General features: G+C 38.1%; 26 protein-coding genes. 20 read left to right on the top strand and 6 right to left on the bottom strand.

Going from position 1 to position 26,396, the window contains the following annotated elements:
* Positions 1–58: 58 nt before the first annotated feature.
* Positions 59–1,606, bottom strand: a complete 1,548-nt coding sequence (gene ilvA, locus MKL35_RS12685) for a threonine ammonia-lyase, biosynthetic (protein ID WP_170318178.1) — start codon at positions 1,604–1,606, stop codon at positions 59–61.
* 101 nt (positions 1,607–1,707) lie between these two features.
* Between ilvA and rpiA the strand changes: the two genes are divergently transcribed.
* Together rpiA and MKL35_RS12695 are read left to right on the top strand one after the other, a co-directional pair.
* A complete protein-coding gene (rpiA, locus tag MKL35_RS12690) occupies positions 1,708–2,379 on the top strand; it encodes a ribose-5-phosphate isomerase RpiA (RefSeq protein ID WP_000061060.1) in 672 nt (223 codons plus the stop codon).
* On the top strand, positions 2,379–3,059 hold the full coding sequence (locus MKL35_RS12695; RefSeq protein ID WP_032011554.1) for a YgjP family zinc-dependent metalloprotease: 681 nt from the start codon (positions 2,379–2,381) through the stop codon (positions 3,057–3,059). Before rpiA ends, MKL35_RS12695 begins: the two co-directional genes overlap by 1 nt.
* Here the strand turns inward: MKL35_RS12695 and MKL35_RS12700 are convergent.
* Entirely contained in the window at positions 3,056–4,576 is a 1,521-nt protein-coding gene (locus MKL35_RS12700) for a hypothetical protein (protein WP_032011555.1), read from the bottom strand. The genes MKL35_RS12695 and MKL35_RS12700 overlap by 4 nt on opposite strands.
* 184 nt (positions 4,577–4,760) lie before the next feature.
* Here MKL35_RS12700 and argC point away from each other — a divergent pair, with 184 nt between their 5' ends.
* The 6 genes from argC to MKL35_RS12730 all read left to right on the top strand — a co-directional run bounded on the left by argC (position 4,761) and on the right by MKL35_RS12730 (position 11,207).
* Positions 4,761–5,816, top strand: coding sequence for an N-acetyl-gamma-glutamyl-phosphate reductase (gene argC / locus MKL35_RS12705; protein WP_081404461.1), 1,056 nt, complete (start codon positions 4,761–4,763; stop codon positions 5,814–5,816).
* Positions 5,817–5,891: 75 nt separating this feature from the next.
* Positions 5,892–6,650, top strand: a complete 759-nt coding sequence (locus MKL35_RS12710) for a DUF6776 family protein (RefSeq protein ID WP_079377015.1) — start codon at positions 5,892–5,894, stop codon at positions 6,648–6,650.
* A 9-nt stretch (positions 6,651–6,659) separates the two neighbouring features.
* A complete protein-coding gene (gene clpS / locus MKL35_RS12715; protein WP_001260033.1) occupies positions 6,660–7,073 on the top strand; it encodes an ATP-dependent Clp protease adapter ClpS in 414 nt (137 codons plus the stop codon).
* 9 nt (positions 7,074–7,082) lie between these two features.
* Positions 7,083–9,359: an ATP-dependent Clp protease ATP-binding subunit ClpA gene (gene clpA, locus MKL35_RS12720; RefSeq protein WP_002050677.1), complete on the top strand. Its 2,277-nt coding sequence runs from the start codon at positions 7,083–7,085 to the stop codon at positions 9,357–9,359.
* A gap of 3 nt (positions 9,360–9,362) precedes the next feature.
* Positions 9,363–9,725, top strand: a complete 363-nt coding sequence (locus MKL35_RS12725) for a YnfA family protein (RefSeq protein ID WP_002132993.1) — start codon at positions 9,363–9,365, stop codon at positions 9,723–9,725.
* A gap of 426 nt (positions 9,726–10,151) precedes the next feature.
* Positions 10,152–11,207 carry a 3-deoxy-7-phosphoheptulonate synthase gene (locus MKL35_RS12730; RefSeq protein WP_032011559.1) on the top strand — a complete coding sequence of 352 codons (1,056 nt, stop codon included), beginning with the start codon at positions 10,152–10,154 and terminating at the stop codon, positions 11,205–11,207.
* Positions 11,208–11,254: 47 nt separating this feature from the next.
* On the opposite strand, the gene MKL35_RS12735 is transcribed toward MKL35_RS12730, so the two are convergent.
* Together MKL35_RS12735 and MKL35_RS12740 are read right to left on the bottom strand one after the other, a co-directional pair.
* Positions 11,255–12,172, bottom strand: coding sequence for an alpha/beta fold hydrolase (locus MKL35_RS12735; RefSeq protein WP_002050701.1), 918 nt, complete (start codon positions 12,170–12,172; stop codon positions 11,255–11,257).
* A 2-nt stretch (positions 12,173–12,174) separates the two neighbouring features.
* Entirely contained in the window at positions 12,175–12,735 is a 561-nt protein-coding gene (locus MKL35_RS12740) for a PadR family transcriptional regulator (protein WP_002050679.1), read from the bottom strand.
* 135 nt (positions 12,736–12,870) lie between these two features.
* Between MKL35_RS12740 and MKL35_RS12745 the strand changes: the two genes are divergently transcribed.
* From MKL35_RS12745 to MKL35_RS12760, 4 genes are all read left to right on the top strand, one after another.
* Positions 12,871–14,895 carry an NADPH-dependent 2,4-dienoyl-CoA reductase gene (locus MKL35_RS12745; RefSeq protein ID WP_032011561.1) on the top strand — a complete coding sequence of 675 codons (2,025 nt, stop codon included), beginning with the start codon at positions 12,871–12,873 and terminating at the stop codon, positions 14,893–14,895.
* 71 nt (positions 14,896–14,966) lie between these two features.
* Positions 14,967–15,374, top strand: a complete 408-nt coding sequence (locus MKL35_RS12750) for a nuclear transport factor 2 family protein (RefSeq protein ID WP_004708511.1) — start codon at positions 14,967–14,969, stop codon at positions 15,372–15,374.
* 37 nt (positions 15,375–15,411) lie between these two features.
* Complete coding sequence (locus MKL35_RS12755; RefSeq protein WP_106465594.1) at positions 15,412–16,128, top strand: SGNH/GDSL hydrolase family protein; 717 nt, start codon at positions 15,412–15,414, stop codon at positions 16,126–16,128.
* A 19-nt stretch (positions 16,129–16,147) separates the two neighbouring features.
* Entirely contained in the window at positions 16,148–17,242 is a 1,095-nt protein-coding gene (locus MKL35_RS12760; RefSeq protein WP_004708515.1) for a YheT family hydrolase, read from the top strand.
* A gap of 189 nt (positions 17,243–17,431) precedes the next feature.
* Here MKL35_RS12760 and MKL35_RS12765 read toward each other — a convergent pair whose 3' ends face one another.
* A complete protein-coding gene (locus tag MKL35_RS12765) occupies positions 17,432–17,920 on the bottom strand; it encodes a hypothetical protein (protein ID WP_002050668.1) in 489 nt (162 codons plus the stop codon).
* 223 nt (positions 17,921–18,143) lie between these two features.
* Between MKL35_RS12765 and MKL35_RS12770 the strand changes: the two genes are divergently transcribed.
* Genes MKL35_RS12770 through eno form a run of 3 tightly spaced genes read left to right on the top strand, consistent with a single transcriptional unit; the run spans position 18,144 to position 22,004 of the window.
* The gene (locus MKL35_RS12770; RefSeq protein ID WP_270913817.1) at positions 18,144–19,781 is read left to right on the top strand and encodes a CTP synthase; all 1,638 of its coding nucleotides are present in this window, start codon (positions 18,144–18,146) and stop codon (positions 19,779–19,781) included.
* Between the two features lie 30 nt (positions 19,782–19,811).
* Entirely contained in the window at positions 19,812–20,669 is an 858-nt protein-coding gene (gene kdsA / locus MKL35_RS12775; protein ID WP_000080538.1) for a 3-deoxy-8-phosphooctulonate synthase, read from the top strand.
* A 45-nt stretch (positions 20,670–20,714) separates the two neighbouring features.
* Complete coding sequence (eno, locus tag MKL35_RS12780; RefSeq protein WP_004708520.1) at positions 20,715–22,004, top strand: phosphopyruvate hydratase; 1,290 nt, start codon at positions 20,715–20,717, stop codon at positions 22,002–22,004.
* A gap of 95 nt (positions 22,005–22,099) precedes the next feature.
* Here the strand turns inward: eno and MKL35_RS12785 are convergent, their stop codons facing one another.
* Positions 22,100–22,777: a DUF421 domain-containing protein gene (locus tag MKL35_RS12785; RefSeq protein WP_004708522.1), complete on the bottom strand. Its 678-nt coding sequence runs from the start codon at positions 22,775–22,777 to the stop codon at positions 22,100–22,102.
* Between the two features lie 286 nt (positions 22,778–23,063).
* On the opposite strand from MKL35_RS12785, the gene MKL35_RS12790 reads away from it, so the two are divergent.
* The 5 genes from MKL35_RS12790 to MKL35_RS12810 form a co-directional block, all read left to right on the top strand.
* Positions 23,064–23,792 (top strand): sulfite exporter TauE/SafE family protein, encoded by a 729-nt coding sequence (locus MKL35_RS12790; RefSeq protein WP_002050721.1) that lies wholly within the window; start codon positions 23,064–23,066, stop codon positions 23,790–23,792.
* Between the two features lie 221 nt (positions 23,793–24,013).
* Positions 24,014–24,403 (top strand): cell division protein FtsB, encoded by a 390-nt coding sequence (gene ftsB, locus MKL35_RS12795; protein WP_004701341.1) that lies wholly within the window; start codon positions 24,014–24,016, stop codon positions 24,401–24,403.
* On the top strand, positions 24,369–25,085 hold the full coding sequence (gene ispD, locus MKL35_RS12800) for a 2-C-methyl-D-erythritol 4-phosphate cytidylyltransferase (protein ID WP_031982709.1): 717 nt from the start codon (positions 24,369–24,371) through the stop codon (positions 25,083–25,085). Before ftsB ends, ispD begins: the two co-directional genes overlap by 35 nt.
* A 349-nt stretch (positions 25,086–25,434) precedes the next feature.
* The gene (locus MKL35_RS12805) at positions 25,435–26,106 is read left to right on the top strand and encodes a 3-oxoacid CoA-transferase subunit A (protein ID WP_032011564.1); all 672 of its coding nucleotides are present in this window, start codon (positions 25,435–25,437) and stop codon (positions 26,104–26,106) included.
* Positions 26,107–26,124: 18 nt separating this feature from the next.
* The coding region (locus tag MKL35_RS12810; RefSeq protein ID WP_333725627.1) for a CoA-transferase at positions 26,125–26,396 on the top strand (272 nt) is incomplete at its 3' end.

Raw genomic sequence — 26,396 nt, forward strand, 5'->3', positions numbered from 1 at the left:
ATTGGGCTTAAATAATAAAAAAGCCGACAAATTTGTCAGCTTTTTTATAAAACAAAGATTATTTCAAGAAACGTTTATAGCCCACATTGTCAGTAATTTCTGCGTATGGATAGCTAATTTGTTCTAGGGTTTCAATTAAACCATCTGGATTTTGTTTGGCATCTGTTGCTTGTAAGCCAACCAATACACGGCCTTCTGCAGCACCATGGTTACGGTAATGGAACAGTGTAATATTGTGGGTTGGACCTAAACGAGTTAAGAAGGTGAGTAATGCACCCGGACGTTCAGGGAATTCAACACGGAACAATCTTTCATCATCTAGATTGGCATGACCGCCAATTAAATAACGAATATGCAATTTAGCAACTTCATCATCAGATAAATCATCTACAACATAATTTTGCTGTTTAAGTTGTTCTAAAATTTCATGACGTTCAGCGTCACCACCTTTTAAGCTAATACCCACAAAAACTTGTGCTTCTTCTGTGTTATTTGCACGGTAGTTAAACTCGGTAATATTACGGCCCTGTAGAGCACGGCAGAAACCTAAGAAAGCGCCTTTTTCTTCAGAAAGTGTCACCGCATAAATTGCTTCACGTTGTTCACCGAGCTCAGTACGCTCTGCAATGTAACGTAAGCGGTCAAAGTTCATGTTGGCACCGCAAACAATCGATACCATGTTTTTACCGCTAATTTTATGCTCCGCTACATATTTTTTGATACCAGCTAGGGCCATTGCACCTGATGGTTCAACAATGCTACGGTTTTCATCAAAAGTATCTTTAATTGCGGCACAGATTTCATCTGTATTAACAGTAACAATGTCTGGATCAACAATTGGGCCAGAGTTATCTGATTTACGAAGACGAACAATATCAAACGGTAAAGCACCAATTTGTGCAACAGCAGTACCATCTGCAAATAAACCTACATGTGGCAAGATTACACGTTCATTGGCTTCAAGCGCTGCTTTTAAACACGCAGACTCTTCATATTCAACACCAATGACTTTTACATGTGGTGCAACTTCACCTAAGTAAGCTGCTACACCCGCAATTAAACCGCCACCACCTACAGCAACGAACACGTATTCCACATCGCGCCATTGACGCAATATTTCATTTGCAATGGTACCTTGACCAGCAATAACCAATTCATCGTCATAAGGAGGAATAAAAACTAATCCTTCTGCTTCGGCACGCTGCTGAGCGTATTTATTTGCTATATCAAAGCTATCACCATGTAATACAACTTGCCCACCTAAACGCTTAACTGCCTGAACCTTAATATCAGGAGTAGTGCTTGGCATAACAATAATTGCAGGAATTCCTAAACGTTGACCAGACAATGCTACGCCTTGTGCATGGTTGCCAGCAGATGCGCAAATTACACCGCGTTCAAGTTGTTCTTTTGGTAATTGGCTAATACGGTTATAAGCACCGCGTAATTTAAAAGAAAAAACCGGTTGTAAATCTTCACGCTTAAAACGAATTGTATTATTTAATTTTTGACTAATTCGTGGAGCTGCTTCGAGAGGTGTTTCAATTGCAACATCATAAACCGTTGCTTGTAAAATTTGTCGTACCACACGAGACAGCATGTTCATCTTCCCTATAACAGTTTAAAATAGGAAATTATTGTAGCAAACCCTTGTGCATTTGCGCCGTTTATTGGCGCATAAATGTCAAAAAATAGTTGAGTGATGTAATGAGCCTATATGCAACCCAAGATGAAAAGAAACAAGCCGCTGCGAAAGCTGCTTTAAAACACTTACCCAAAGGTGGCATTTTGGGAGTAGGAACCGGTAGTACTGTAAATTTTCTAATTGACTTATTGCCTGAACTACAATTAGAAGCAGCAGTAGCAAGTTCTCAAGCAACAGCAGACCGTCTTAAAAAATTAGGTATAGAAGTGGTTGATATGAACCATGTAGGTAGCCTTGATGCTTATGTTGATGGTGCAGATGAGATTGATCGTCACATGCATATGATTAAAGGCGGCGGCGCAGCATTAACTCGTGAAAAAATTGTAGCTTCAATTGCTAAAAAATTTGTATGTATTGTTGATGATTCAAAATGGGTTGATCAACTTGGTCGTGATTTCCCATTACCAGTAGAAGTGATACCAATGGCACGCTCTGCTGTAGCTCGTAAATTAGTTAGCTTAGGTGGTGATCCGGTTTATCGTGAAGGTGTGGTAACAGATAACGGAAACGTTATTTTAGATGTATTTAATTTGAACATCTTAAATGCAATTGATTTGGAAAAGACAATCAACAATATTCCGGGTGTTGTGACTAACGGTATTTTTGCGTTAAATCCAGCAACGATTGCAATTGTTGCAACAAATAATGGTATTGAAGAGCGTACTGCACAGTAATGTCTGTGGAAATGCCAGAAATTAAAATTGTTCGTCACGTAAGGGCAAGAAAATTGCGCTTACGTGTTGAGCCTGCGTCTATACGACTCACTGTCCCGCTATTTTGTAGTAAGAAACAAATTCAGCAGTTTTTGGCTCAGTCTGAACAATGGTTGATCGAGACATGGAATAAACAGCACCACGCTCAATCTACCTCGTTTGAGATTCCTTCAGAAATTTCTTTTTTTAATAGAGAGCAGCCTTTTCAAATTGTTGTACAGAAGCAACATCGCATTTTTCAATTTGATTGGGAAAATAATCGTTTATTTATTAAAGACCAGCAAAGCTATCAAGCTTTACAAAGCGCCGTTATTGCTTATGCCAAACAAGAGTTACCAACACTTTTGTCAGAGCTTAGCCAAAAAACACAGTTAAGTTATGCAGAGTGTGCTATCCGACGTCCTAAAACTCGTTGGGGAAGTTGTAGTAGTCAACATAATATTATGCTGCATGCAGGTCTGGTTCTTATGCCTGCTCAAATTACTCGTTATGTTTGCATTCATGAATTAGCTCACACCAAACACTTCGACCATAGTCCTGCATTTTGGGCCGAAGTTGCAAAGTTCGACCCAAACTATATGCAGCATCGCAGACAATTAAAAGGTAACCCATTGCCCGCGTGGTGGTATGTGACAGCTTAGCTAAAGCTACATTCTAATTGTGTTGTTTGTAAGACATCTGGTGCCTTACGGCTATCAAGACCAGCTTGAGCACTAACAATCTTATTCGCTTTAATATGTAGCTGTATAAAATTATATTGCTGTGTTGAATTGTTGGGTTCAGACGAACTTGAGTTAAGTAAGTAGCTATAACTTGCAGCGTCGGTTTGCAGTAAGTTATCTGTACTATCTGCGCTTAAGGCTGAGCGATAACTTAGTGAACCTTGAATTAACTCAATTTGGCCATTAGCACGGAAATTAAGTTGGCAACCCGATGCGCTGTTTTCATAGTGACCAACTAAATAGTCCGTAGCAGGCAGTTTAGGGTCAGATATATTGATGCTAGTTAAGCCTTGTTTACATGGATAAGCCGAACCATTACAACTTGTTGTAATACCACTAAATCCTACGGCACGTCGGTAGTCACCAGCACCATCTATACGGAAAAAGTCAGTTGTATTTCCAGAAGGCACAACTCCAGAATAGAGTTTTTTCTGCAAAAGAACATATCCTGTTTGATCTAAACTGGACTGACTTTGTGCATCTGCTAGTTGCAATGTGGCAGCTTTTAAATTGGTAGCAAAATAATCGCGAGTCGCTTTTTGATTGGCTGCTATGTCCAAAAGCGTATTTTTTACAGGGTCAATATTATCTGGCGATGGACTAAAAATAGGTGTCATGGTTGTATTGTCACCATTAAGCTTTTTGCCATCTAAATATCCATCTTTTAAATCAGTGGCAAGACTATTTGTAAGTTCTTGATATGCATTGGTACTACCATGAATCGTATTCCAGTATTGTAAATATCCGAAACTCAGATAGCTATCTACATAAGTACTAGGTTGTTTTGTTGAATACTGTAATAAATTTAGTACAGTCAGCGGGCTAGCTGGGCTTAAGCTTGGAATGGCAGCATCTTTAAACGCACTAATAAGAGCGGTGTAAACATCTTGAGAAGCCAAATCAACATGTGATTGTTCAATACGGGTCGGGTCTATCGTTTCTTGTGGAAGTTGGCCTGAACGAATTACGGCACGCTGATAAATCGCTTCTGAACTTGGGCTAATCGGCTGCGTTTTATTGCTTATTGAACTTGGAGTAATAAAAGCGTGATAGACGCCAGAAATGTTCTCATATTTAGAATTAATTGGATCAAATACCTGAGATGAGGCTTGAGTTGTGACTTCTACTCGATAAAGCCGATTCAACTTGGTACTTGGAAGTTTAATATTATAACTTGTTAAACTGGCAACTTGGGTATCAATCAAAATACTATTGTCGGTATTGTCATAGACTTTGAGTTGCACATTGCGCATTTCGACGGGGGTTTTAAGTGTAAAATCTGTCGTGACTTCAGGAGTTGGCACAGTCGGTGTCGGAGTGCTAGATGAACCTCCACTACTACTGCCACCACCACATCCAACAAGGGCTGCGCTTAAAATTAAAGTACTAAGGCCGAGATAAGTGCACAACTTTGTTTGTTTTGATTGATTAAGCATCCTAGCTCTCCACAAATGAATCTGGTATTTATTTACTGATATTTGTTTGGTTCTGACAGACCAGCAAGTGCTATGTAATTAACGCTAAAAAATAAAAAAAATTAAAATTACCAAGCATGAAATGGTTTTGTAAGCCTGGACATCCTGTCATACTACCGCAAGTATAGATTCAATATTTGAGGTAATGCACGTGATTTCTGTCGGAATTGTTGGTGGAACTGGTTATACAGGCGTTGAACTATTACGTATTTTATTACGACATCCAAAAGCGCAGGTTCGAGTTCTTACTTCACGTACAGAAGCAGGCAAACCAGTTGCTGATATGTTCCCAAACTTACGTGGACATACAGATCTTCAATTTTCAGATTTAAATATTGATGCATTAAAAGAATGTGATGTTGTATTTTTTGCAACTCCACATGGTGTTGCAATGCAGCACGCAAAAGATTTGATCGAAGCTGGAACTAAAGTTATTGATTTGGCAGCAGACTTTCGTTTAAAAAATCTTGAACAGTTTGAAAAATGGTATGGTATGGAACATGCGTGCCCAGACGTGCTAAAAGATTCTGTTTATGGTTTAACCGAGTTAAATCGTGAAAAAATTAAGCAAGCTCAAGTCATTGGTAATCCGGGTTGTTACCCAACGACTGTTCAACTGGGCTTGGCTCCACTTTTAAAATCAGCACAAGCATTAATTGAAACAAAGAATATTATTATTGATGCAAAATCTGGTGTTTCTGGTGCTGGTCGTAAAGCAAGTTTGGGCATGATTTACAGTGAAAATGCGGATAACTTTAAAGCTTATGGTGTTGCGGGACATCGCCATCATCCTGAGATTGTAGAAGCTTTGGAAAATATTGCAGGCGAAAAAGATGTTTTTGAAGGTCTTTTGTTTGTTCCACACTTGGTACCGATGATTCGCGGTATGTTGAGTACAATTTATGTGGACTTGACAGAGGCAGGGAAACAAACAGATATACAAGCTTTGTATGAAAACTTCTATGCAAATGAAAAATTTGTAGATGTCATGCCTGCCAATAGTTCACCTGAAACACGTAGTGTACGTGGGGCAAATGAATTACGCATTGCTTTGTATAAACCACAACCAAATAAACTCATTATTTTGGCCGCTCAAGATAACCTTGTAAAAGGAGCATCTGGACAAGCTGTACAAAATATGAACCTTATGTTTGGCTTTAATGAAGATGAAGGCTTACAAGGGATTGGTTTATTACCATAAAAAACTCTTTTTTGCTTCACACACATTTAAATTTCGATTTAAATGTGTGTCTTGACTCTGATCTTAAACACTGAGATGACGATGCAAAACTCGGAACAGACGACTTCTGTAGAAAGTTCGTTGCAAAAGAAAAAATTTTTAAACACCAATAAGCCTTTGTTTATTGGTGCTGCTATTTTAATGAGTGGTTGTTTTGCGCTCGGCTATACAATTGGGCACCGTCAAGGTTTAACTGTTGTAGGTTACGATGCAGATGCAGAGCAATTGGTTGAAGTAGTGCAAAAACAAAAAACAGCGTTAGATGCAGTTAACAAAAGCCTGAATGCTGCTGTACAAGAGCGTGATGTTGCTGTTACAAATGCAAATGACTTGTTTACAGCACTTAATCAAGCCAATGCTGATAAAACGCAACAAGAAGGTATGAGTAATATCTACCGTGAAATTTTAAGACAACGTGGTGGATTAAGCTTAACCATTCAGGATTTGGCAATTAAACCGTTACCAGAAAACGCTTATGAATATCAGCTTGATTTGGTGCAGGTGAGTCCAAATAAACGCCGTGCTTCAGGTTCAGTTGAAATAAGACTGATTAAAGATACTGAAGTCTTGGTTGTGCCACTTGAAGATAAGAACTTTAACTTCACTGATTTTGAGCGTTTGACTGGCCGATGGACAATGCCTAAGGGCTTCACACCTCAGTATATTGAAGTACGTTTAATAGGTGGTTCTGAAACACCAGTGATTAAACGTTTTAGTTGGCAGCGCGGTAAACCTGTCGAAACACCTTCTGCTTTTGTTGCAGAAATTCCTCAAGCTGAAGCAAATTCACAATAGTAACATCATATGCGAACAAATAAGCGTCAAACAAATTTAAAAGATATTAAGGCTTCTTTTCAGCAGTCTGGCTATGTCGATTGGCACTTCAATCCACGCTTAAGTGATTCGCAAAACGAAGATCATGACGGAGAGGTTGTTGTTCAAACAGCACCTCCCGAACTCAAGCGTCCTCCTTTATATGCGGTAGTATTATTGAACGACGATTACACGCCAATGGACTTTGTAATTGAAATTTTACAACAATACTTTGCAATGAATCTTGACCAAGCAACTCAAGTAATGCTAACAGTACACTATGAAGGTAAAGGTACTGCCGGGGTATATCCAAGAGACATCGCGGAAACCAAGGCAAACCTTGTTAATAATTACGCTCGATCGCAAGGTCATCCATTACTTTGCCAGATTGAGCCTAAAGCATAAGGGGGTCACATGCTCAGTCGTCAATTAGAAGTATCATTACGTTTGGCTGTTAGCATGGCTCGTCAAAAGAGACATGAGTTTCTTACAGTTGAACACTTACTATTAGCCTTACTCGATAACGATTCGGCTGTGAATGCATTAAAAGCATGCGGCGCTGATATTGTTTCTTTACGTAAAGAATTAGAAGAATATGTAGAACAACATACTCCTAAGCTTGGCGAAAATAGCGAGCAAGCTCCACATCCAACAGAAAGTTTTGACCGCATTTTGCAACGTGCAATTTTCCATGTGCAATCAAGTGGTGGTGATCGTACTGTTGAAGGTGCGGATGTTTTGGTCGCAATGTACTCAGAGCGTGATTCTTTTGCTGTTTATTTACTTAAACGTCATCAAATTAATCGACTTACTTTGACTCAATATTTGTCTCATGGGACACGTAAAGACGAAGTGCAGGTTGAAGAAGAAGTTGAAGACATTGAGGGTGAAAGCAACTCAGGCAATGCTGGGCCATTAGAACTTTATACGCTTAATTTAAATGTTGAAGCGCAAAAGGGTAAAACTGACCCACTCATTGGTCGTGAAAAAGAAATTGAGCGTACAGCACAAATTCTTTGCCGCCGTCGCAAAAACAACCCATTACTAGTTGGGGATCCAGGGGTAGGTAAAACTTCAATTGCAGAAGGCCTTGCATGGCTCATTGTAAATGGTAAAGCACCAAAACCACTTAGCAACGCAGAGATTTATAGCCTTGATATAGGTGCATTGGTTGCTGGTACAAAATACCGTGGTGACTTTGAAAAACGTTTAAAACAACTGTTAAATGCTTTGAAGAAAAATCCAAATGCGATTTTATTCATTGATGAAATTCATATGATCATTGGTGCAGGCTCAAGTATGGGCAGCACAATGGATGCATCGAATCTTATTAAACCAGCATTGGCAAATGGTACTTTACGTTGTATCGGTTCAACGACTTTCCAAGAATATCGTCAGGTATTTGAAAAAGATCATGCGTTATCTCGTCGTTTCCAAAAAATTGACGTAAATGAACCAAGCATTTCTGAAACTATTGATATTTTACGTGGCTTGAAAACGAAGTTTGAGGATTTCCACCACGTACAGTATGACGACAAAGCTTTAGTTTCTGCGGTTGAGCTTTCTGCGAAATTTATTAATGATCGTTTCTTGCCGGATAAAGCGATTGATGTCATTGATGAAGCAGGTGCACAACGCCGCTTAAAAGCAGAAAGTGAAGACAGCTTAATTACTGTAGAAAATATCGAAGACATCGTTTCTAAAATTGCGCGTATTCCGCCTAAGACAGTGTCTAAAGATGATAAATCAGTACTTGAAAATCTTGAGCGTGACCTAAAACGTGTTGTATTTGGTCAAGATGAGGCAATTACTGCATTGGCTTCTGCAATCAAGTTATCACGTGCTGGTTTGAAATCACCAGACAAGCCTGTTGGTAGCTTCGTCTTTGCTGGTCCAACGGGTGTTGGTAAAACGGAAGTCACTAAGCAATTAGCAAAACTTTTAGGTGTAGAGCTTGTCCGTTTCGATATGTCTGAATATATGGAACGTCATGCTGTTTCTCGCTTAATTGGTGCTCCTCCAGGCTATGTTGGTTATGACCAAGGTGGTTTGCTCACAGATGCGATTCATAAAAATCCGCATTGTGTTTTATTGCTCGATGAAATTGAGAAAGCACATCCAGATGTGTTTAACCTGTTGTTGCAAATCATGGATCATGGTGCGTTAACTGACAATAATGGTCGTAAGTCAGACTTCAGAAATGTCATTATTGTATTGACGACAAACATTGGTGCAGAAAGCATTTCTCGTGCAAGCATTGGATTTACTGAGCAAGACCATAGCTCGGATAACCAAGAAGCTATGAAGCGTGCATTCTCTCCAGAGTTCCGTAACCGTCTAGACAGTGTTATTCAGTTTAAAGCTTTACCAACCACAGTGATTGAATCTGTAGTTGATAAATTCTTAACAGAATTACAAGCACAGTTAGATGAAAAACGTGTAGTTCTAGATGTAGATCAAAGTGCGCGTGACTGGTTAGCAACCAATGGTTATGACCGTTTAATGGGTGCTCGCCCAATGCAACGTCTCATTCAAGAACACTTGAAGAAACCATTAGCTGAAATGATTCTATTCGGTGAACTTGCAGATCATGGTGGTAATGTGGCGGTATCAGTGAAGAAAGAAGATGGCAAGGCAGTTGGTCTAAAACTTGAAGTTTTTGAAGATCACCATACGGCAGAACCAGCTTAATTTATGTTAATTGATAGTCTTTCTATAACCCGAATATTTAGTGTGTTCGGGTTATTTATTATTACTGCAATCGCTGAAATTTTGGGCTGTTACTTTCCTTATCTTATTTTAAAAGAAGGGAAGTCTGCGTGGCTATGGATTCCTACAGCCTTAAGTTTGGCAGTCTTTGTTTGGTTACTTACATTGCATCCAGCTGCTTCTGGACGTATTTATGCAGCCTATGGCGGTATTTATATTTTTACTGCGCTTATGTGGCTTCGTTTTGTAGATCAGGTCGCTTTAACCCGATGGGATATCTTAGGTGGTTTAATCGTGCTTTGCGGAGCAGGTTTAATTATTTTACAGCCACAAGGATTAATCCGTTAATTCTGAGAGTGATCAATTAAATTTTAAGTGAAAAAATAAGAGATTTTTTCGCAAAAAATACTTGTCAAAGTCATCAACAATGCGTATTTTAGATTTAAGGAACATTTTTTAATATTTGAGATAAAGATGTTAAATCAATCTGTGAATTCTAACGCTTACTTTTATTTCTGGCAATTTAGATAGTTGCCTGAGCGTATTCGGGCACGAGAGTTGCCCATCACAGTTAATACCTGATCGGCAACCCCGATCAGGTTTTTTTATGCTTTATCTTTTTCAAATCGAGGACTTCAAAATGAACAACATGACTTATTCATACTTTAGCAACTTTTATTGGTTTTACTTTTGCCTACCTTTGCCAACGAATAGATCCAAAACGCTCAAATAAATGATCGGACTGATTAGGTTTCAGTCCAAAGGAAAAGACCAATGAATGCTTTAAATACTTTACTAACTCAAAACAATACAAAAGAAACACCAGTTAGTTTACCTGTTCAGTTAAAAGCTAAATATCCGCTTGTGCAGACTTTCGCACGACAAATTGCAGAACATCGTCAAATTATTCAAAATATTCTTACTGGCAAAGATCAGCGCTTAATGGTTATTACAGGACCATGTTCAATTCATGACCCAGTTGCTGTACTTGAATACGCAGATAGATTGCAAAAATTACAAGAAAAAGTAAAAGATCAAATCTTCATTGTGATGCGTGCTTATATTGAAAAGCCGCGTACAACTGTAGGTTGGAAGGGGTACATGTATGACCCAAACCTTGATGGTTCATCTAATCTACAATTAGGTTTAGAAAAATCACGCGAGCTTTATTTGCAAATTATTGAAAAGGGTTTGCCGATTGCGAGCGAAATTTTAAGTCCAATGGCAACTGGTTATTTTGATGATTTGTTAGCTTGGGGCGCAATTGGTGCACGTACCAGCGAGTCTCAAATTCACCGTGAAATCTCAAGTCATATGCCATACAGTATTGGTTTCAAAAATGGTACAGATGGTTCGATTCAAATTGCTTTAGATGCTATTCAGTCGGCACAAAATGAGCATCAATTTCTAGGAATGAATCAGCAAGGTTTACCTTCTGTTATTCAGAGTGCCGGCAACCCATTACCACACTTAATTTTGCGTGGAGCGAATCATGGCCCTAATTATGATTTAGCTTCAATTCAGGCAATACGTGAAAAACATAAGCAAAATCTTCCTCCTTTAGTCATTGACTGTAGTCATGGCAATAGTGGTAAAGACCCTTTACGTCAGCCAGAGGTTTTGCAGCAAATCGTTGCTGAACGCTTAAAAACTCAGGTGAAGGGTGTCATGATTGAAAGTCATTTAGTTGATGGTAATCAGAAAATTTCGTGTGAAATGACTTATGGTCAGTCTGTGACAGATGGTTGTTTAGGATGGGATAAAACTGAACAACTTTTGTTAAATGTTGCTGAACAGTTAAAAGCAAATGAGTTAGCTCATTCAGCTTAATGATTTATGGTTTAAAAAAGGGATCTGTTTTTGCAGATCCCTTTTTTTTATGAAGCATGTTTGAGTTCGGATAAGAATGTAGTGATTTCATGACCGAATTTTTTCGGTTCGGTTAATAATGGCGTGTGGCCAGAACGCTCGAAATAAATTGTTTTTGCATGTTCGACACTATGTGCAATCAGTGTCTGACCAGTTTCTGGATAGAGTGTTGAATTACGGCCAATAAAGAAAGTTGTTGGGCACTGTAATTGTTGCAATGCCTCACGATAGTCTTCATTGTGAAAAAGATAATTTTCGACGTACCAAAATAAGTAGTCTAAGCGTTGAATCGGTAATAAGTATTTCTGTAAAAATGGCTGTTTTAACGCAGTTTTAAAAACAAATGGACTAAAAGGATTGCTACTTTGCAATTCAATAAAATCTACCCACAAACGTACCAATTTTTGACGGTCTGGAAGTGATAACTCATAAAGATATTTAGCATTTTTATGTTTTGATAATAATTGATAAATATCATTGAGTAATTGTTTAAATTGGGCATGTAATGGTCCGAATAAACCATATTGCCATGTCGCATCTACAGATATTTTAGGCGTTTGATCAATATGTAAATAAGCTTTTAACTGCTGAGCAAGATGAGCATGCTTCATACCATGCATTGCAGTGGTAGCACCCATTGAATAGCCCATTAAAATAAAGTGATCAAGTTTTAGTTGTTCAATTAAATGAGCGACATCTTGCCAGTGGCTTGATATAGCATCTTGCTCGGGAATAGCACAGTTTTTTGAACCGCCAAAACCACGCCAGTCAGGAATAATAAATTCATATTCTTTACGATTTGCGTAGATAAACGGTAGCCATTGCCAACTTTGCATACCTAGACCAGATAATACTAATACTGGTTCACCACGACCAACACGGCGTACAAATAATTTTTCCTGATCGGGCATGGTGTAATAAGGCATGGTTATTCTCCAGATGCGTTATCTTGAGCAAAAAGTTTTAATTGTGGGATGACCTGTTCTAACCATTTGATCCACTCAGTTTCCATAGTGATACCGAGTTCCAAGATCATTTTGTGGATATATAACACTCGATTATTCAAGTCATCACTATCTTTAAAATCTTTATCGTAAATATTTTGGTAAAGCTTAAGCTTTTCTTGGTGTAAGCCAAGATGTCGTAACAGTTCGGGTAATATTTGATTATTGCCCAATTGTGCCTCGGCACGCAATCTTACCATTAAGTCATCTCTAAGCTGAGCGGGTTCACTTTGCTGTGTCATCCATGAAGCAAGTTCTATACGCCCAAGTTGTTCGACTTGATAAGTTTTTTTTCGGCCGCTATCCATCTCATTTTCTAAAGTAGAAACCCAGCCTTTTTTTAGCATGTTATTGAGTTCACGATAAATTTGCTGATGTGTGGCATTCCAGAAAAAGCCCATAGAGCGGTCAAAACGGCGAGCGAGTTCAAAGCCAGTGCTTGGACGTTCTAGTAAGCTGGTTAGTAAAACATGGGGAAGTGACATGGCAATCCGTTTGTAAGCAAAAGTAAAGTGTGACTCATAAGATTATGCAACATGTTGCATAAAAGTCAAAATTTGATTATAAATTTGTGCAACAAGTTGCATTAAGCAAGCAGATTAGCAAGCCAAGGAGTTGTTATGTCGTTATATCCACATTTATTAAAACCATTAGATTTAGGTTTTACGACATTAAAAAATCGCGTATTGATGGGGTCTATGCACGTTGGTCTAGAAGAAGCGCCAGGTGGTTATGAGCGCATGGCGGCTTTTTATGCGGAACGTGCTAAAGGAGAGGTTGGTCTTATTGTTACTGGCGGTATTGCACCTAATCAGGCAGGTTTAACCTTTGCTCATGCTTCTAAGCTAGATAGCACAGAAGAAGCCGAAAAACATAAAGTCATTACCGAAGCTGTACATGCTGCTGGCGGAAAGATTGCTTTACAGATATTACATACGGGTCGATATTCTTATCAGCCAGAGATTGTTGCACCTTCGGCAATTCAGGCACCTATTAATCCCATTAAGCCTAAAGCAATGACTTCTGCTGAGGTTCAACAAACAATTGATGATTTTGCAAACTGTGCGAAGCTTGCTCAATATGCTGGATATGACGGCGTTGAGATTATGGGTTCCGAAGGTTATTTAATTAACGAGTTTATTGCAGCCAGAACAAACCATCGTGATGATGAATGGGGTGGTAGCTATGAAAACCGTATTCGTTTTCCTGTCGAGATCGTAAAACGTACACGTGAAATAGTGGGTGAAAACTTTGTTATTATTTACCGTTTATCAATGCTTGATCTGGTTGAAGGCGGTTCTACTTTAGAAGAAGTTATTCAACTTGCTAAAGCGATTGAAAAAGCTGGGGCTACAATCATTAATACGGGTATTGGCTGGCATGAAGCTCGTATTCCAACAATTGCCACTAAAGTTCCAAGGGCTGCATTTACTTGGGTCACTGAAAAATTAAAAGGTGAAGTTTCAGTTCCATTAATTACCTCAAACCGTATTAATACCCCAGAAATGGCTGAACATGTATTGGCGTCGGGTCATGCAGATATGGTTTCAATGGCACGTCCAATGCTTGCAGATCCTGAGTTTGTTTTAAAAGCAAGTGAAGGTCGTAGTGATGAAATCAATACCTGTATTGGCTGTAACCAAGCGTGTCTTGATCATATTTTCTCTATGAAAATCGCAACATGTCTAGTTAACCCTCGCGCATGTTATGAAACAGAACTTATTTTTAAAGAAGCACAAAATCAGAAGAATATCGCTGTCATTGGTGCAGGACCAGCAGGTTTAAGTTTTGCTGTATATGCGGCAGATCGTGGACACCAAGTTAAAATCTTTGAAGCGAGTCATCAAATTGGTGGACAGTTTAATATTGCTAAAACTGTGCCTGGTAAAGAAGAGTTCTACGAAACACTACGTTATTTTAATCGTCAAATTGAATTACGTCCGAACATTGAACTTGTATTAAATCATAAAGCGACTTATGAAGAGTTAAGCCAATCAGACTTCGATGAAATTGTAGTTGCAACTGGTGTAACACCTCGTCAATTACAATTTGAAGGTATTGATCATCCAAAAGTACTGAGCTACTTACAAGTACTTAAAGAGCGTGTACCAGTAGGTCAACGTGTTGCCATTATTGGGGCAGGTGGTATCGGTTTTGATACAGCTGAGTATCTAACCCATGAAGGTGAAAGTGGTAGTTTAAATCCAGAAAAATTTTATGAAGAGTGGGGTATTGATACTCACTATGAACACGTTGGTGGTTTAAAGCAGCCGAAAGTTGAAGCTTCTGAACGAGAAATCTATTTGTTACAACGTAAAGCTTCTTCAGTAGGTGCGGGACTAGGTAAAACGACTGGTTGGATTCACCGTACAGGGCTTAAGAACAGAAATGTGAAAATGTTGGCAGGCGTACAGTATGACAAAGTAGATGATCAAGGACTTCATATTACTGTTGATGGAAAACCAACAGTGCTTGAAGTTGATAACGTAGTGATTTGCGCAGGCCAAGAATCATTTACTGCAATGTATGACCAATTAAAAGCAGATGGTAAGAATGTTCATTTGATTGGCGGTGCTAAAGAAGCAGGTGAACTAGATGCTAAACGTGCTATTCGTCAAGGTGCTGAACTAGCAGCGGTTCTTTAATGATTTCAATGAGCACTGTCTTGGGTAAGAGAGTGCTCATGACTAAAAACTATTTAAAGGAAAAATAAAAAATGACACTCGAAACAACTAAACAGTCATTAGAAAAATGGCATCACATGGTTAAATCAAATGACTTATCGAACTTAAATGATTTGCTGGCAGATGAAGTCGTTTTCCGTTCACCAGTCGCTTATAAACCTTATGAGGGAAGACAAGTTGTTTTCTTTATTCTTACTAATGTGATTCAAGTATTCCAAAATTTTACCTATCACAGAGAGTTTTACACAGAAGATGGTGAAAATGTAGTACTGGAGTTTAGTGCGAATGTAGGTGATAAATCATTAAAAGGGATTGACATGATTCGTTTTAATGAACAGGGTAAAATTATTGATTTTGAAGTAATGATTCGTCCAATGAGTGGTTTAGCTGCATTAGCTGAGCAAATGGGTATAAGAATAGCTCAATTTAAACCTCAATAATTTTGTTAAATAGCCTAAGAATATTGAGGTATATAAAATGTGGTTAAAACTTTCAACATTGCTTTTATTGCCCGTATTATTTGTACAAGGCAGTAAAGTTCGAAAGAACACGCCACGTTTAGCAGAAGCCAAAGGTGAACGAGAAGGTTGTATTGGTCAAGGCAAGCCTTTATCCATGCTTATTTTGGGAGATTCTGCTGCAGCAGGTGTTGGTGTAGAAAATCAGAAAGATGCTTTGTCTGGTGCTATTATTCAAGAACTGCAAAATGAATTTTCCCTGCAATGGAAACTTCATGCTAAAACTGGTGATACAACTCGACAAGTTTTTAATGCTTTACAGCATTTAGACGAGCAGAAGTATGATGTGATTGTGACATCTATTGGTGTAAACGATGTTACGAAATTAACTTCTGCTAAATCATGGATTAAACAACAGAAGCAATTATTTGAGCACATACAGAAACGTTTTCAGCCAAAGTTGATTATCGTTTCTGGTGTGCCTCCAATGCAACATTTCCCTGCTTTACCCAATCCACTAGCTTGGTTATTTGGGCAATATGCAGAGCAAATGAATCAAAAATTACAACAATGGTTAGCACCGCAGAGCCAGTTTAAGTTTCTTCAATACGATATTGAAACTTTTCAAGCCATGAATTTGACAATGGCAAGTGATGGTTTTCATCCTAGTAAGGAAGTTTACGCAATTTGGGGAAGGCAGGTTGCTGCTTTAGTGCGGCAATCATTTAACTCATAGTCAGAGGTAGTCATTGGACATGGGCATATCTGTTTTTAGTAAAATTAAAGATTTCGGTTCAGAGCTGTTTGATTTAGTGTTAGGTGCTGAGCATCCAAAAGTTTATTATGATCCTCAAGGGCAAATAAAAGATGTGTTGGAGAAGCTTCCTCAACTCAAACAGAAATATCGACCTACGCCTTGGTTAACCAATAGTCATGTCCATTTACTCTATTTTGATCTTATTAGAAAACAATCAATAAAATTAGAGTATGACCGCATTGATCAACTAACCATGAGTGATGGTGGGATTACCGCTATAGCTTGGTATGGATATGACTTACCGGCAGATACTCCAACAATTGTAATTATGCATACTATTACAGGTACGCCTGAAAGTATGCGTGAGTTAGTACGTGATTTGAATCAATATACAGGCTGGCGCATTGCACTATGCCTGCGCCGTGGGCACGCAGGTTTGCCAATGCCTGTGCCGCAAATTTCTCTTTTTGGATCTACCAGTGATTTAAAAGAACAGCTTAACTATATTCAAAGTTTATTTCCGACATCAGATTTATATGCAGTAGGTTCTTCAGCAGGTACTGGCTTGCTTGTTCGTTATTTAGGTGAACAAGGCGAAGATACACCTTTTAAAGCTGCTTTTGCGATGTGCCCGGGTTATAACACGGAAATTGGTTTTAAAAATGTTCATCCTTTTTACAGTAAAATGATGACGAAAAAACTCTTCAAGTATTTTATTTATCCGTATCAAAATACGTGGAGCAAAATAGCATCTTTAGAAAAAGTCTTATCGACGACCAATTTAGAAGAATTTGAAAAAGAATACTTTGAAATGGCAGGTTTTCAAGATTACGAGACTTACTGTAAATCTATTAACCCAATTTATGTGTTTGAAAATATTAAAATTCCATTAATGATTCTTAATGCAGAAGATGACCCTGTTTGCTCTATTAAAAATTTAGAACCTTATAAAGAGCCAATTCAGCAAATGAGTACTGTTGCTGTAGTCACAACTAAAAAGGGAAGTCATTGTGCATTTTATGAAGGATGGCGCAGTACGTCATGGGCAGCACGTCTTATGTCTGATTATTTTCTAATTGAACGTAATAAATAGATAATTATTGAATATATAAGTGAAGCTCAAATTTTGGGCTTTATTTTATATCTTAAAATAAGAGCGGTATTGCTTCATTTTTCCAAGTGTTTGAATTGAAATTTAAATGAATTTAATCTGTTTTTATTATGAATTTTGTATAAATGCCCAAATCAAAAAAATTAATTTGGGCATTATTAAAACAGAAGCTTAGTTTTTAAGTGCTGGTGTTGCAGCAGCAATTGCAGCAGCAACTGCGTCATCTTCTGTCTTCGCAGGCTCAGTTGCCTTAGCTGGTTTAGACTGAGCCTTTTCAGGTTTAGGTTCTGCTTTAGGCTCAGGTTTTTTTTCAGGTTTAGGTTCTACCTTTGGTGTCTCAGATTTAGGTTGTTCAGCAACTTGTGTCTGTGAAGATTCAGCAGAATGCGCAGGACGGGTTTCTCGGCGAATTTCAGTTGTAGTATTAGTTGTTTCTTCACGTTCAACTTCAACTTGTGGTTGCGCTGGAACTTGAGCTTCTTGATGAGTATCCACACTCTCTAAAGATTCAAATTTTGCAGGCTTCTCTGGTTGAGGTTCTGAAACAGCAGTTTCAACCTTGTCTTGCTCTTCTTCTTTCGGTGTCTCTTTTTTAACGCATGCGGTTAACAATAGTCCAGCCGCAATTGCAGCACAGATTAAAAGTTTTTTATTTGCCATTGCCCTAAACAACATTTAATTGAGGAATTGGCATTATAACAGTAAATAGCAATGAAAAAATCATGTCAGATTGAGCTAATTTTTTATTAAAAATGCTGATAGAATAACCAGTTGTTTATTGTTCTTTGAATTGATGCGGTTTGACTTTGCTTTATAGGGGCAGAGTACAGTAAAATTGCCAAACATTGTAGGCCGATTTCGGCTTGATTGTACGAGAAACTTAATGACCCATTTTATTTTTGTCACTGGTGGTGTGGTTTCATCGCTAGGTAAAGGTATTTCTGCTGCTTCTGTTGCTGCACTTTTGGAAGCTCGTGGCTTAAAAGTCACAATGGTTAAAATGGATCCTTATATTAATGTCGATCCAGGGACAATGAGCCCATTCCAGCATGGTGAAGTTTTTGTTACCGAAGATGGTGCAGAAACCGATCTGGATCTGGGTTATTACGAACGTTTCTTACGTCGCGCGAAAATGACCAAACTAAATAACTTCACTAGTGGTCGTGTATATCAAGACGTTTTAAATAAAGAACGTCGTGGTGATTACTTAGGTGGTACAGTTCAGGTTATTCCTCATATTACCGATAATATTAAAGAACGTGTTCTTCGCGCAGGTGAGGGCTACGATGTTGCTATCGTAGAGATTGGTGGCACCGTAGGTGATATCGAATCTTTACCGTTCATGGAATCGGTTCGTCAGTTAATGGTTGAGCTTGGTCATAAACGTACCATGCTTATGCATTTAACTTTATTGCCATATATTAAGTCGGCAGCAGAGTTAAAAACTAAACCAACTCAGCATTCTGTAAAAGAGTTACTTTCAATCGGTATTCAGCCAGACATTCTTATCTGTCGTACTGAATATGATGTAGATGTTGATACTAAACGCAAAATTGCATTATTCACTAACGTAGAAGCACGTGCTGTAGTGGTATGTAAAGATGCAAAAACGATTTATCAAATTCCACGTACCTTCTATGAACAAAACGTTGATGATCTAATTTGTGAGCGTTTTGGATTTAATGATCTTCCAGAAGCAAATCTAGAAGATTGGGACAATGTAGTCGAAGCATTACTGAACCCTGAATACACTTTACGTGTAGCTATGGTTGGTAAATATGTTGAGTTACCAGATGCTTATAAATCTGTAAACGAAGCATTGTTACATGCGGGTATTAAAAATCGTGTAAAAGTACAAATTGATTATGTCAACGCTGAAGACCTTGAAAGCCAAGACGTATCTATTTTAAGTACAGCTGACGCAATTTTAGTACCAGGTGGTTTTGGTGAACGTGGTACTGAAGGCAAAATGAAAGCTATTCAATACGCACGTGAAAATCGTATTCCTTTCTTAGGAATCTGTTTAGGTATGCAATTGGCAGTTATTGAATATGCTCGCCATGTTGCAGGTATGCCAGAAGCATCTTCTACAGAATTTAACCGTTCTACAAAATATCCACTCATTGGTTTAATTACTGAATGGTTAGATGAGCGTGGTGAATTACAACAGCGTAGCCTTGAATCTGACTTAGGCGGGACAATGCGTTTAGGTGCACAAAAATCAGAATTGGTTGAAGGCACAAAAACACGTGAAGTCTACGGAAAAGCTGAAATCACTGAGCGTCATCGTCATCGTTATGAAATGAATAATCGTTTCATTGAGGCGATTGAAAAAGCGGGCATGAAGATTTCTGGTTATTCTTCAGCACAACATTTGGTTGAAACTGTAGAAATTCCTGACCATCCTTGGTTTATTGCTGTACAATTCCACCCGGAATTTACAAGTTCACCACGTGATGGACATCCATTATTTGCTAGTTTTATTGACGCTGCAAAAACACAGCATCAAAAAAGTAAGTAATGCGATTTTAAATAAACTGGGAAAGTTTAAATGTCACAATTAAAACCACAAGAAGTTGTACGTTTAGGCGATATACAAATGGCAAATCATTTGCCATTTGTATTATTTGGCGGAATGAACGTACTTGAGTCAAAAGATTTAGCTTTTGAAATTGCTGAAACTTATATTGATATTTGTAAACGCCTAGATATTCCTTATGTATTTAAGGCGAGCTTTGATAAAGCAAACCGTTCTAGTTTGCATTCATTCCGTGGTCCTGGACTTGAAAAGGGTATTGAATGGTTAGGTGACATTAAAAAGCATTTTAATGTTCCAATTATTACCGACGTTCACGAACCATATCAGGCAGCACCAGTTGCCGAAGTCGCTGATATTATCCAGCTTCCAGCTTTCTTAAGTCGTCAAACTGATCTTGTTGAAGCTATGGCTAAAACTCAAGCTATTATCAACATTAAAAAAGCACAGTTTTTAGCTCCTCATGAAATGCGTCATATTTTGCATAAATGTTTGGAAGCTGGAAATGACAAACTTATTCTTTGTGAGCGTGGCTCAGCATTTGGCTATAACAATTTAGTTGTAGATATGCTTGGCTTTGACATCATGAAAGAAATGAATGTACCAGTATTCTTTGACGTGACTCATGCTTTACAAACTCCAGGTGGTCGTTCTGACTCAGCTGGCGGTCGCCGTGCTCAAATTACAACTTTGGCGCGTGCAGGTATGGCAACAGGTTTAGCGGGATTATTCCTAGAGTCTCATCCAGATCCAGACAAAGCAAAATGTGATGGACCATCTGCATTGCGCCTGTCGCAGCTTGAGCCATTCTTGGCACAACTAAAAGAATTGGATACTTTAGTTAAAGGATTCAAAAAGTTAGATACTCATTGATGCAGGAACTTGCATCGCGTTATTCATTCAACTGAGGAATTGTTCATGAGCCAAATCGTTGACATTCGTGCACGTGAAATTTTGGACTCTCGTGGTAACCCAACCATCGAAGCAGACGTCATCTTAGAATCTGGGGTGGTTGGTCGTGCATGTGCACCATCTGGTGCTTCAACTGGTTCTCGTGAAGCTTTAGAACTTCGTGACGGTGACAAATCACGTTACTTGGGTAAAGGCGTTCGTACTGCTGTTCAGAATGTAAATAGCTCAATTCATGAATTGCTTGTTGGTCAGAGTGTTTTTGATCAAAAAGCACTTGATGAAAAAATGATTGCATTTGACGGTACTGAAAACAAATCTAAATTAGGTGCGAATGCAACTTTGGCAGTATCTTTGGCGGCAGCTCACGCAGCAGCAGCTGAACAAAAACTTCCATTGTTCCAATATATTGCTAACTTACGTGGTCAAACTACTTTGACTATGCCTGTACCAATGATGAACATTTTGAACGGTGGTGCTCACGCAGACAACACTGTTGATATTCAAGAGTTCATGATTGAGCCAGTTGGTTTTACTTCATTTGCTGAAGCATTACGTGCTGGTGCAGAAGTATTCCATTCTTTGAAATCAGTTCTTAAAAAACAAGGTTTGAATACAGCTGTAGGTGATGAAGGTGGTTTTGCACCTAACCTTCGTTCAAACGAAGAAGCAATTACTGTAATTCTTCAAGCAATTGAGCAAACTGGTTATAAAGCTGGTTCAGATATGATGCTTGCACTTGACTGTGCATCTTCAGAATTCTACAAGAATGGTCAATATATTCTTGAAGGTGAAGGCAACAAGTCTTTTACAAGCAATCAATTTGCTGATTACTTAGCTGGTCTTGTTAAGCAATATCCAATTATCTCTATTGAAGATGGTTTAGATGAGTCTGATTGGGAAGGCTGGAGCTATTTAACTTCAATTCTTGGTGATAAAATCCAATTGGTTGGTGACGATTTATTCGTAACTAATCCTAAGATTTTACAACGTGGTATTGATGAGAAAGTAGGTAACTCAATTCTGATCAAATATAACCAGATTGGTACATTGACTGAAACTTTAGATGCAATCTACCTTGCTAAAGCAAATGGTTACACGACTGTTATTTCTCACCGTTCTGGTGAAACAGAAGATTCAACTATTGCTGATTTAGCAGTTGGTACAGCAGCAGGTCAAATCAAGACTGGTTCACTTTGCCGTTCTGACCGTGTTTCTAAATATAACCAATTACTTCGTATTGAAGAGTTGACTAAAGCGGTTTACCGCGGTAAAGCTGAGTTCAAAGGTTTAAACTAATCTTTTGAATAATACTTTGCTGATTTAAATATTGATGACAAATTAATATTTAAAATATAAGTGCTATTTCTTTTTTGGGAATAGCACTTTTTTATTTATCCTAAACGTCGAGTTTTTAAAGATTCAGCCCAACTATGATGATGACAGCGAGAACATTCTTGGTCGAGTTTGTTTAAAATTTTTGTTTCACCGCATTTCATACAAGAATAAAAAGTATTAATTTTAAGTACATCAGCTTTGCGGTAAGCATCTGGAAATAAAGGAAGTCCCCATTTAACATCTTCATCTTCATAATAAAGCAAACTCAAAATACCATCAGATTCAAGTAAGGCTGTTCGGACTTGACCTAAATGCTCTACATTTTGTTGGCGCATTTCCGAGAAAAACTCGTCATGAGAATATGTTTGTTTCTGGAAATCTTTATAAACTAAGAGACCGTCCTTAACGACACAGAGAGCTCGGCCTTCTAATAAATTTTCAATTTTTTTATTTTTTACCATACCCCAAGTAACGAGGCGGTATAAAGAAATAATAGCTACAAAAGCAACAAATGCATGAGCAATAGGTAAGTCTTTAGTAAACATAGGATCACCAGCAGCAGATCCTAAACATAAAATAATAGCCAGTTCGAATAAGGAAAGTTGTCGAATACCACGTTTACCAGATAGTCTTAAAAAAGTAATGATGATAATAAACATCACAGTACATCGGATTAAAATTTCTAAAACAAAGGTCCAAGTTGTGTCACCTATAAAAATGTTAGAAAGATCCATCTTCTTCTCACTTATTAAAATATGTATCAAAAATACATTTAAAATTCTTATCAAAATGGAAAGCAAAAAAGTATACTTTTTAGGTAGTTATTGGTTAAAAATATAAGAAATATGTGATTTTATATAGCTTCAAATAAAAATTTAATAAGTTTTATAGGGCTAATCGCATAAGTAATTAAGTATTTTAAAATGCAAATTTTAAATACTAAAACAGAACAGAGCTATAGTACGATTTTAAAACCTAGACTATTGTAGACTCTTAAGAATAATTATTTTGGTTAGGCCTATGATCTATGTAGCACTTGCTGTTATTGGGGTTCTATCAGGACTGATTAGTGGGGTAGTAGGGACTGGATCATCTATTATTTTGTTGCCTATACTTTCTTATATTTTTGGGGCGAAGCTTGCAGTACCTATTATGGCAATTGCCGCAATCATGGGTAATATTTCACGTGTAGTGATGTGGCATAAAGATCTTAATATTAAAGCATTTCTGTTGTTTACGAGTCTGGGCATACCCGCAACGATACTGGGAGCCAATACTTTATGGGTTATGTCACCGATATTATCCAACTTATGTATAGGTTTCTTTTTCTTTTGCTTAATACCGATTAGGCATTATGCCAAACGCCATAGTTTTAAATTTAATTCATGGCAAATGATAGTCGCAGGTGGAGTGCTTGGCTATATCACTGGTGTAGTATTCTCCACAGGTCCATTATTACTTCCGGTTTTTAATGGTTTTGGTTTAACTAAGGGAGCTCTCTTGGCAACAGAGGCGGCAGCTTCATTTGGAATTTACGTAACAAAAAGCTTAACTTTTGGTGCGCTAGGTGTTTTACATAAAAATATTTTAATTGCGGGAGTTGCGGTTGGTTTTTCTTTAATTATTGGTAATTATATTGGTAAAACATTTGTAATAAAGATGTCTGAGGAAACTTTTAATTTATTGCTAGATTGCATGTTGGCGGTTGCTGGTTTTTCTATGATATTTGCAGTTTTTACTCATTCTTAAGAGTAACTTTTATATACATAGATTGATTTATAAACAGTTGTGTTTATAAACATTATTTTCCTTTCCAATTGAGTTTAATTTTGACAAAATGAAACATGTTACGATGGTCAATTTAAAGTAATATGATCATTCATCGTTTTGCAGGAATTTTGCATGTCGCTTGTAAATTGTTATACAATACAAAAACTTAATAAAAGTTTTTAATTAAAGCTCTTAATGCTATGTTAGAAGTATTTCGATCCACTTCAAGCAAACTTATATTGCTACTGGTTATTGTTTTAGTAGCTATATTGCAATATCAGTTCTGGTTAGGTGAGGGTGGTTATTTTCCTCATCAAGCGCTTATGCAACAGATCCAACAGCAAGCCGAAGTAAATGATGAGCTTAAAGAGCGAAACCGCATTTTGGCAGCTGAGGTTTTTGACCTAAAAAACGGTACAGAAGCAATAGAAGAGCATGCTCGTCTTGATCTTGGTTTAGTTAAGCCTCATGAAACATTTGTTCAAATGAGTACAATTAGTACCAATTATAAGCCTATTTATATTGACCCGAACGCTAAAGTAGATTTGGAAACTAATGAGACACCTCCATCGCCAGACATCCCAGACTAAATTATGGGCAGTTATCCCTGCTGCTGGTTCGGGAAGTCGGTTCTCCAAAACTGAATTAAAGCAATATCAATACATTCAAGACGCTACTGTTTTAGAACATACGGTTAAACGTTTAAACCAACTTCCGTTAAGTGGCTATGTTTTAGCAATTGGTGCACAGGATAATTTTGCCTCGACTTTAGCTTTTCAGGATAAAGATAAGGCTCATTTTTGTAATGGTGGTGCTGAACGTGTGCACTCAGTATTAAACGCCCTAAATTATCTATTGCAGATAGCGGATGAGAATGACTGGGTATTAGTACATGATGCTGCACGACCTTGTGTGACTTTTGAATGTCTTAGTGCTCTTGTTAAAAACGCAGTTGAAACAAACCAGAGTGCTATTTTGGCAATTCCGGTACGCGATACGCTAAAACAAGTAACTAAACAACACCAAATTGATAAAACTGTGAGTCGAGAACTTTTGTGGCAGGCTCAAACTCCCCAAATTGCTAAAATTGGCACGCTTAAAAAAGCAATAGAAACAGCATTAAAAAATAATTTGACCATTACCGATGAGGCGAGTGCACTTGAATCTGTGGGCGAAAGTGTACAAGTGGTCATGGGGCGCTCTGATAATATAAAAATTACTTATCCTGATGATTTGGAACTTGCTCGTTTAATTTTACAATCACAGTCTTAAGGTTTTATATACAGTGCTGATGGTTATTTTATTTATGAAATAGCCTAAGCAAATATGTTGTTTTATACATATCTATCCAAAATTATTGGTATTTCTTTACAACTTGAGTTTATAAGATAGATTAAGTAATTTACTGAGATAATGTTCGATAGTCGAACAAAAAAATCCTAAATCGAACAAAACTATATATAGCTTACTAGATCAAAATACGAAAATTATCAAAAATGATTAAAAGGGAAATCTAAGGGAAACACTCGGGATTGAGTGAAATATTTATCTATTCTTCTCGCCTCAGTGTGCCTAACTCTCTTACCTATCTCTTCTTCAATGAGCACAATGGAGTTGTCTAATGATTGACAAAAGTAAGTCCTCACTAAGCGAGGTTTTATCGCAGATTAAAGATGGTGCAACCATTCTGATTGGTGGTTTTGGTACCGCAGGACAACCCGCTGAACTCATTGACGGTCTGATTGAACTCGGTGTTAAAGGCTTAACCATTGTGAGCAACAATGCCGGTAATGGTGACTATGGTCTGGCTAAACTGCTTAAAGCCGGTTCAGTAAAAAAAGTCATTTGCTCTTTCCCACGTCAGTCAGACTCTTATGTGTTTGATGAACTATACCGTGCCGGAAAGGTGGAACTTGAGGTTGTACCGCAAGGTAATCTGGCTTGTCGTATTCAAGCTGCAGGTATGGGTTTAGGTGCTGTATTTACTCCAACAGGCTTTGGAACTCTTTTGGCCGAAGGTAAAGAAACCCGTGAGATCGATGGGAAAAACTATGTACTTGAATATCCGATCAAGGCTGACTTCGCCCTGATTAAAGCTTATAAGGGCGACCGCTGGGGTAATCTGGTTTACCGTAAATCTGCACGTAACTTTGGCCCGATTATGGCCATGGCTGCGGATGTCACCATTGCTCAGGTTTCTGAAGTGGTGGAGCTGGGTGGATTAGACCCTGAGCACATCATTACCCCGGGTATCTTTGTACAGCATGTTGTACAAGTAACGCCAGCACAGTAAGCAATAAGGAGAAATAACATGAGCTACCAGAAACTCAGCCGTGACCAGATTGCACAACGTGTGGCACAAGATATTCCAGATGGCGCCTATGTGAACTTGGGCATTGGCTTACCAACTAAAATTGCCAGCTACTTACCTAACGATAAAGATATTTTTCTTCATTCTGAAAATGGACTATTGGCATTTGGCCCACCACCAGCTGCAGGTGAAGAAGACCCTGAACTGATTAATGCGGGTAAAGAGTTTGTGACCATGCTTGAAGGCGGCAGCTTTTTCCACCATGGTGACTC

This window comes from Acinetobacter sp. AOR41_HL (genome assembly GCF_027854645.1).
GTDB lineage: Bacteria > Pseudomonadota > Gammaproteobacteria > Pseudomonadales > Moraxellaceae > Acinetobacter > Acinetobacter nosocomialis.

What these genes read in the sequence shown, in the direction of transcription:
- ilvA (WP_170318178.1), bottom strand. Translation starts at nt 1,606, where the DNA reads ATGAACATGCTGTCTCGTGTGGTACGACAAATTTTACAAGCAACGGTT.
- rpiA (WP_000061060.1), top strand. Translation starts at nt 1,708, where the DNA reads ATGAGCCTATATGCAACCCAAGATGAAAAGAAACAAGCCGCTGCGAAA.
- MKL35_RS12695 (WP_032011554.1), top strand. Translation starts at nt 2,379, where the DNA reads ATGTCTGTGGAAATGCCAGAAATTAAAATTGTTCGTCACGTAAGGGCA.
- MKL35_RS12700 (WP_032011555.1), bottom strand. Translation starts at nt 4,576, where the DNA reads ATGCTTAATCAATCAAAACAAACAAAGTTGTGCACTTATCTCGGCCTT.
- argC (WP_081404461.1), top strand. Translation starts at nt 4,761, where the DNA reads ATGCACGTGATTTCTGTCGGAATTGTTGGTGGAACTGGTTATACAGGC.
- MKL35_RS12710 (WP_079377015.1), top strand. Translation starts at nt 5,892, where the DNA reads ATGACGATGCAAAACTCGGAACAGACGACTTCTGTAGAAAGTTCGTTG.
- clpS (WP_001260033.1), top strand. Translation starts at nt 6,660, where the DNA reads ATGCGAACAAATAAGCGTCAAACAAATTTAAAAGATATTAAGGCTTCT.
- clpA (WP_002050677.1), top strand. Translation starts at nt 7,083, where the DNA reads ATGCTCAGTCGTCAATTAGAAGTATCATTACGTTTGGCTGTTAGCATG.
- MKL35_RS12725 (WP_002132993.1), top strand. Translation starts at nt 9,363, where the DNA reads ATGTTAATTGATAGTCTTTCTATAACCCGAATATTTAGTGTGTTCGGG.
- MKL35_RS12730 (WP_032011559.1), top strand. Translation starts at nt 10,152, where the DNA reads ATGAATGCTTTAAATACTTTACTAACTCAAAACAATACAAAAGAAACA.
- MKL35_RS12735 (WP_002050701.1), bottom strand. Translation starts at nt 12,172, where the DNA reads ATGCCTTATTACACCATGCCCGATCAGGAAAAATTATTTGTACGCCGT.
- MKL35_RS12740 (WP_002050679.1), bottom strand. Translation starts at nt 12,735, where the DNA reads ATGTCACTTCCCCATGTTTTACTAACCAGCTTACTAGAACGTCCAAGC.
- MKL35_RS12745 (WP_032011561.1), top strand. Translation starts at nt 12,871, where the DNA reads ATGTCGTTATATCCACATTTATTAAAACCATTAGATTTAGGTTTTACG.
- MKL35_RS12750 (WP_004708511.1), top strand. Translation starts at nt 14,967, where the DNA reads ATGACACTCGAAACAACTAAACAGTCATTAGAAAAATGGCATCACATG.
- MKL35_RS12755 (WP_106465594.1), top strand. Translation starts at nt 15,412, where the DNA reads ATGTGGTTAAAACTTTCAACATTGCTTTTATTGCCCGTATTATTTGTA.
- MKL35_RS12760 (WP_004708515.1), top strand. Translation starts at nt 16,148, where the DNA reads ATGGGCATATCTGTTTTTAGTAAAATTAAAGATTTCGGTTCAGAGCTG.
- MKL35_RS12765 (WP_002050668.1), bottom strand. Translation starts at nt 17,920, where the DNA reads ATGGCAAATAAAAAACTTTTAATCTGTGCTGCAATTGCGGCTGGACTA.
- MKL35_RS12770 (WP_270913817.1), top strand. Translation starts at nt 18,144, where the DNA reads ATGACCCATTTTATTTTTGTCACTGGTGGTGTGGTTTCATCGCTAGGT.
- kdsA (WP_000080538.1), top strand. Translation starts at nt 19,812, where the DNA reads ATGTCACAATTAAAACCACAAGAAGTTGTACGTTTAGGCGATATACAA.
- eno (WP_004708520.1), top strand. Translation starts at nt 20,715, where the DNA reads ATGAGCCAAATCGTTGACATTCGTGCACGTGAAATTTTGGACTCTCGT.
- MKL35_RS12785 (WP_004708522.1), bottom strand. Translation starts at nt 22,777, where the DNA reads ATGGATCTTTCTAACATTTTTATAGGTGACACAACTTGGACCTTTGTT.
- MKL35_RS12790 (WP_002050721.1), top strand. Translation starts at nt 23,064, where the DNA reads ATGATCTATGTAGCACTTGCTGTTATTGGGGTTCTATCAGGACTGATT.
- ftsB (WP_004701341.1), top strand. Translation starts at nt 24,014, where the DNA reads ATGTTAGAAGTATTTCGATCCACTTCAAGCAAACTTATATTGCTACTG.
- ispD (WP_031982709.1), top strand. Translation starts at nt 24,369, where the DNA reads ATGAGACACCTCCATCGCCAGACATCCCAGACTAAATTATGGGCAGTT.
- MKL35_RS12805 (WP_032011564.1), top strand. Translation starts at nt 25,435, where the DNA reads ATGATTGACAAAAGTAAGTCCTCACTAAGCGAGGTTTTATCGCAGATT.